The 6242-nt window shown below is 60.4% G+C and carries 6 protein-coding genes; 1 reads left to right on the top strand and 5 read right to left on the bottom strand.

The annotated features are described in order from the left end of the window. Positions 1–81: 81 nt before the first annotated feature. The 5 genes from ACIPZE_RS13410 to tkt all read right to left on the bottom strand — a co-directional run bounded on the left by ACIPZE_RS13410 (position 82) and on the right by tkt (position 5114). The gene (locus ACIPZE_RS13410; RefSeq protein WP_400773236.1) at positions 82–414 is read right to left on the bottom strand and encodes an MliC family protein; all 333 of its coding nucleotides are present in this window, start codon (positions 412–414) and stop codon (positions 82–84) included. Positions 415–471: 57 nt separating this feature from the next. Beyond that, positions 472–693: a hypothetical protein gene (locus tag ACIPZE_RS13415; RefSeq protein ID WP_007913756.1), complete on the bottom strand. Its 222-nt coding sequence runs from the start codon at positions 691–693 to the stop codon at positions 472–474. Positions 694–727: 34 nt separating this feature from the next. Next, positions 728–1891, bottom strand: coding sequence for a phosphoglycerate kinase (locus ACIPZE_RS13420; RefSeq protein WP_400773238.1), 1164 nt, complete (start codon positions 1889–1891; stop codon positions 728–730). 12 nt (positions 1892–1903) lie between these two features. Next, positions 1904–2956 (bottom strand): erythrose-4-phosphate dehydrogenase, encoded by a 1053-nt coding sequence (gene epd / locus ACIPZE_RS13425; protein ID WP_093429868.1) that lies wholly within the window; start codon positions 2954–2956, stop codon positions 1904–1906. Positions 2957–3116: 160 nt separating this feature from the next. Next, on the bottom strand, positions 3117–5114 hold the full coding sequence (tkt, locus tag ACIPZE_RS13430; protein ID WP_400773240.1) for a transketolase: 1998 nt from the start codon (positions 5112–5114) through the stop codon (positions 3117–3119). 271 nt (positions 5115–5385) lie between these two features. Between tkt and ACIPZE_RS13435 the strand changes: the two genes are divergently transcribed. Further along, the coding region (locus ACIPZE_RS13435; protein ID WP_400773242.1) for an ArsR/SmtB family transcription factor at positions 5386–6242 on the top strand (857 nt) is incomplete at its 3' end.

A 6242-nucleotide genomic window follows, 5' to 3' on the forward strand; every position in this document is an offset into this window, starting at 1 on the left:
ATCTTGCAGTCAATATTGCAGCGACTGTCATACCGCTATCGCGAGCAGGCGAAGGCCTACAATGGGCCTGCGGTGTGTCAGTTATAGCGCCTTGCAGCCGCGGCCGATCAGGTCATTGGTGGCGACCCAGTACACCAGGCCTTCGTCACCCTTGACGTGAAACGCCAGCATGCCGTCGCTGTACAGCGTGCCCGAGGCGCCCGGCTCTTCTTTCAGGCGATAGACCTGATCACCGCCACCCAGTCGAACGTCAACTTCCTTCTGGCCGGCGTCGGCGTAGCGCCACAGCACTTTGGCCTGGCTGTCGCAGGTCCAGGTGGTCCAGTTATCTGCCGGGGTAGACGATTGAAACAGGTTCAACTGCGCGCAACCGCCCAACAATGCCAACGCCGCAATGGCGATCAAGCCTTTCATCCGTGTTCCTCGACTGACAGCGCACGCCGCCAGCCCTGAGTTAAAGAGTCAGACCCGTCAAGGACAACCATGTTCCTTGGCCGGGGTTTGCGTCTCGTATTTGTCCAGACCGTCCGGCCCGGATCGCTTGTTCAGCACCGGGTTGGTTTCGGCCTGCCAGTCGGCCTGATAGCAGCCCTTCTGCGACTCGCTCGGTGCCGGCGTGGCTTCGGCCTTCGGGTTACTCCCGCAGGCCGCCAGCGTACCGGTCAGCAACAACAGTGCTAACGACTTGACCATGTAAACACTCCTTTGCCTGGCCAAACGGGCGGCCTCAGGCCTTGGCCCGGCTTTCCAGGACTTCAACGGCTGGCAGCACTTTGCCCTCGACGAATTCGAGGAACGCGCCACCACCGGTGGAAATGTAGGAGATTTGCCCAGCCACGCCATATTTATCGATAGCGGCCAGAGTGTCGCCACCGCCAGCAATGGAGAACGCCGAGCTTTCAGCGATCGCCTGGGCCAGCACTTTGGTGCCGTTGCCGAACTGGTCGAATTCGAACACGCCGACCGGGCCGTTCCACAGAATGGTTTTCGACGATTTCAGCAGTTCAGCGAAGTTGGCTGCGGTTTGCGGGCCGATGTCCAGAATCATGTCGTCGGCAGCAACGTCAGCGATCAGCTTGACGGTGGCTTCGGCGGTTTCAGCGAATTCTTTGGCAACCACAACGTCAACCGGCAATGGCACGCTGACTTTTGCAGCGATGGCGCGCGCGGTGTCGAGCAGATCCGGTTCGTACAGCGATTTGCCAACCGGATGACCGGCCGCCGCGAGGAAGGTGTTGGCGATGCCGCCGCCGACGATCAGTTGATTGCAGATCTGGCTCAAGCTGTTCAGCACGTCGAGTTTGGTCGACACCTTGGAGCCGGCAACGATGGCCGCCATTGGCTGAGCCGGCGCGCCCAGCGCTTTGCCCAGTGCATCCAGTTCAGCGGCCAGCAGTGGACCAGCGGCCGCAACTTTGGCGAACTTGGCCACGCCGTGGGTCGAACCCTCGGCACGGTGAGCGGTGCCGAAAGCGTCCATCACGAACACGTCGCACAGGGCGGCGTATTGCTGGGCCAGTTCGTCAGCGTTCTTTTTCTCGCCTTTGTTGAAGCGCACGTTTTCGAACAGCACGATGTCGCCAGCCTTGACCTCAACGCCACCGAGGTAATCAGCCACCAGCGGCACTTCACGGCCCAGCGCCTTGCTCAGGTAGTCAGCGACTGGCTTGAGGCTGTTCTCGGCGGAGAACTCGCCTTCGGTCGGACGGCCAAGGTGCGAGCAGACCATCACGGCCGCGCCTTTTTCCAGGGCCAGCTTGATGGTCGGCAGCGAAGCCAGGATACGCGCGTCGCTGGTGACAACACCGTCCTTGACTGGGACGTTGAGGTCTTCGCGGATCAATACGCGCTTACCTTGCAGATCGAGGTCGGACATCTTCAACACGGTCATGGGTCGCACTTCCTACGGTTTTTTTGAAGTTGCTGTTTGCAGATAGTGTTCTGCAACGTCCAGCATTCGGTTGGCAAAACCCCATTCGTTGTCGAACCAGGCCAGGATGTTCACCAGCTTGGGGCCGGAAACACGGGTCTGACTGGCATCGACGATGGCCGAATGTGGGTCATGGTTGAAATCACAACTGGCGTGCGGCAGCTCGGTATAGGCGAGCAGGCCTTTGAGCGGACCACTGGTGGCAGCCTCGCGCAGGATCCGGTTGACTTCGTTGGCGTCGGTCGCGGTGGCGGTCTGCATCGTGATGTCGAGGCAGGACACGTTGACCGTCGGCACGCGTACGGCTTTGGCCTGAATTCGCCCGGCAAGTTCCGGCAGCAGGCGCTCGATACCGCGCGCCAGACCGGTGGACACCGGGATCACCGACTGGAACGCCGAACGGGTGCGGCGCAGGTCTTCGTGATGATAGGCGTCGATCACTGGCTGATCGTTCATCGCCGAGTGAATCGTGGTGATCGACACGTAATCGAGGCCGATCGCCTTGTCGAGCAAGCGCAACAGCGGCACGCCGCAGTTGGTGGTGCAGGAGGCGTTGGACACCAAGAGTTCGTCGCCGGTCAGGCAATCCTGATTGACGCCGTAGACGATGGTGGCGTCGACATCTGCCTCGCTGGCCATCGGCTGCGAGAACAACACGCGTGGCGCGCCGGCGTCGAGAAAGCGCTGGCCGTCTTCACGGGTGTTATAGGCACCGGAACACTCAAGCACCAGATCGACGCCCAGCGACGCCCAATCGATGCCTTCGGGGGTGGCACTGCGCAGGACCTTCACGCAGTCACCATTAATATGCAGACAATCGCCTTCTACTCGCACCTCGCCAGGAAAGCGGCCATGGGTGGAGTCGAAGCGTGTCAGGTATTCGATGCTGGCCATGTCGGCCAGGTCGTTGATCGCGACAATTTCAAACCCGGCTTTCTCGCCTCGCTCAAACAACGCACGCAAGACGCAACGACCAATCCGGCCGTAGCCGTTGAGTGCAACTTTGTAAGGACGCGGTTGAGGCATGGGGTTCTCGATAATATTCGCTACAACACAACCCCCTGTAGGAGCTGCCGGAGGCTGCGATCTTTTGATCCTGTTTTTTTAAGATCAAGATCAAAAGATCGCAGCCTCCGGCAGCTCCTACAGGGGAATGCGGTGGCTGGGGCCACCGCATTCGTACTGCTTAGTCTTCCAGCAGCTCTTCGGCCTGACCCAGGATGTTTTCCAGGGTGAAGCCGAACTCTTCGAACAGTGCCGAAGCCGGAGCCGATTCGCCGTAAGTGGTCATGCCGATCACGCGACCTTCCAGACCCACGTACTTGAACCAGAAGTCGGCGTGTGCCGCTTCGATGGCGATACGCGCGCTGACCTGCAACGGCAGCACGGCTTGCTTGTAGCCCGCATCCTGAGCATCGAACACGCTGGTGCACGGCATGGAAACCACACGCACCTTGCGGCCCTGCTCGGTCAGCTTGTCGTAAGCCTGAACCGCCAGACCGACTTCTGAACCGGTCGAAATCAGGATCAGCTCAGGCTCGCCTGCGCAGTCCTTCAGCACGTAACCGCCACGGCTGATGTCGGCAATCTGGCCGGCATCACGTTCCTGATGTTGCAGGTTCTGACGCGAGAAGATCAGCGCCGATGGACCGTCCTTGCGCTCCAGAGCGTTTTTCCAGGCCACGGCCGATTCAACGGCGTCGGCAGGACGCCAGGTGTCGAGGTTCGGTGTGGTGCGCAGGCTGGTCAGTTGCTCGATCGGCTGGTGCGTCGGGCCGTCTTCGCCCAGACCGATGGAGTCGTGGGTGTAGACGTGGATCACTTGCTTCTTCATCAGCGCGGACATGCGCACGGCGTTGCGGGCGTATTCCATGAACATCAGGAAGGTCGCGCCGTAAGGCACCAGGCCGCCGTGCAGGGTCACGCCGTTCATGATTGCGGTCATGCCGAATTCGCGCACGCCGTAGTACATGTAGTTGCCGCTGGCATCTTCAGCGCTGACGCCTTTGCAACCTTTCCACAGGGTCAGGTTGGAACCGGCCAGGTCAGCGGAGCCGCCAAGCAGTTCCGGCAGCAGCGGGCCGAATGCGTTCAGGGTGTTCTGGCTGGCTTTACGGCTGGCGATGGTTTCGCCTTTGGCCGCGACTTCAGCGATGTAAGCCGAAGCTTTTTCCGAGAAGTCGGCCGGCAGTTCGCCGCTCAGGCGACGTACCAGTTCGTTGGCTTCGGTCGGGAACGCAGCGGAGTAGGCAGCGAAACGCTGATCCCATTCGGCTTCAGCGGCGCGACCTTTTTCTTTGGCATCCCACTCGGCATAGATGTCGGCCGGGATTTCGAACGGGCCGTAGTTCCAGTTCAGCGCCTTGCGGGTCAGGGCGATTTCCGCGTCACCCAGTGGGGCGCCGTGGCAGTCTTCTTTGCCTTGCTTGTTCGGCGAGCCGAAACCAATGGTGGTCTTGCAGCAGATCAGGGTCGGCAGCGGGCTCTTGCGCGCGGTTTCGATGGCGGTCTTGATCTCTTCCGGGTCGTGACCGTCAACGTTGCGGATCACCTGCCAGTTGTAGGCTTCGAAACGCTTCGGGGTGTCATCGGTGAACCAGCCTTCGACTTCGCCGTCGATGGAGATGCCGTTGTCATCGTAGAAAGCGATCAGCTTGCCCAGACCCAGAGTGCCGGCCAGGGAAGCGACTTCGTGGGAAATGCCTTCCATCATGCAGCCATCACCCAGGAACACATAGGTGTGGTGATCAACAATGTCGTGGCCTGGACGGTTGAACTGCGCGCCCAGGACTTTCTCTGCCAGGGCGAAACCGACGGCGTTGGCCAGACCCTGACCCAGCGGGCCGGTGGTGGTTTCAACGCCCGGGGTGTAACCGAATTCCGGGTGGCCCGGGGTGCGGCTGTGCAATTGACGGAACTGCTTGAGGTCGTCGATCGACAGGTCGTAACCGGTCAGGTGCAGCAGCGAGTAGATCAACATCGAGCCGTGGCCGTTGGACAGCACGAAGCGGTCACGGTCGGCGAACGATGGATTGCTCGGGTTGTGCTTGAGGTAGTCGCGCCAAAGCACTTCGGCGATATCTGCCATACCCATAGGGGCACCGGGATGGCCGCTGTTGGCTTTTTGCACGGCATCCATGCTGAGGGCACGAATGGCGTTGGCACGCTCACGACGGCTAGGCATCGCTGATCTCCTGGGTTCTGGTAAGTCGAAACGGAAAAAAGGAGGGCATTTTCCCTCACCGGAGCGCCTCGGGGCAATGACAGATAGTCATCCGGGGGCGTTTTTCCAATGGATAGCGGCGCTTTCTGTTGGTGAAACCTTTCCGCTACTCGTTTGTAGAGTTAACCGGCGAGTGAGAAGTGCAATAAAAAGCGCCATTGATCGAGCAATATCAAAACTTTTTGATATTGCCCTTGCGATGAATTCCACCCCTCTCTAGACTGCCAGCCCTATGAACTTACGTGTGCCTTCCATTCGCCATGACGATTGCGACGAGCTGGCGGCCCTGTGCAAGGCCGGCGGCGATCCGCTGCGGCTGAATGTATTGCGCGCGCTGGCCAACGATTCGTTTGGGGTTCTGGAGCTGGCGCAGATCTTCGGTATGGGTCAGTCCGGCATGAGTCACCATCTCAAGGTACTGGCACAAGCCGACCTGGTGGCGACGCGCCGCGAAGGCAACGCGATCTTTTATCGCCGCGCCCTGCCCCACACCGATCTGTTGGGCGGCAAGTTGCACGCGGCGTTGTTAGAAGAAGTCGACAACCTGACGCTGCCTGACGATGTGCAAGCGCGCATCGAGCAGGTTCATGGCCAACGCGCCGCGGCCAGTCAGGACTTTTTCGCAAGGGTCGCGGAGAAATTTCGCGCCCAGCAGGATTTGATCGCAGGCCTGCCGCAGTACCGCGAAAGTGTGCTGGCCCTGCTCGACAAACTGAACTTCGATGGTGCTGCCACGGCCATTGAAGTCGGCCCCGGCGATGGTGCTTTTCTGCCGGAACTGGCGCGTCGCTTCCACGCCGTCACCGCGCTGGACAACAGCCCGGCGATGCTCGAACTGGCGCGTCAGGTATGCGAACGTGAACAGCTGGCTAACGTCAGCCTGCAATTGGCCGATGCATTGAATGGCACAAGCCTTCAAGCCGATTGCGTGGTGTTGAACATGGTGTTGCACCATTTCGCCGCGCCGGCCGATGCGCTCAAGCACATGGCCGACCTGCTGCAACCGGGCGGTAGCTTGCTCGTGACAGAGTTATGTAGCCACAACCAGAGTTGGGCCCGGGCGGCCTGCGGGGCTCTGTGGGTGGGGTT

The organism is Pseudomonas sp. NPDC089741, assembly GCF_044748825.1.
GTDB lineage: Bacteria > Pseudomonadota > Gammaproteobacteria > Pseudomonadales > Pseudomonadaceae > Aquipseudomonas > Aquipseudomonas helmanticensis.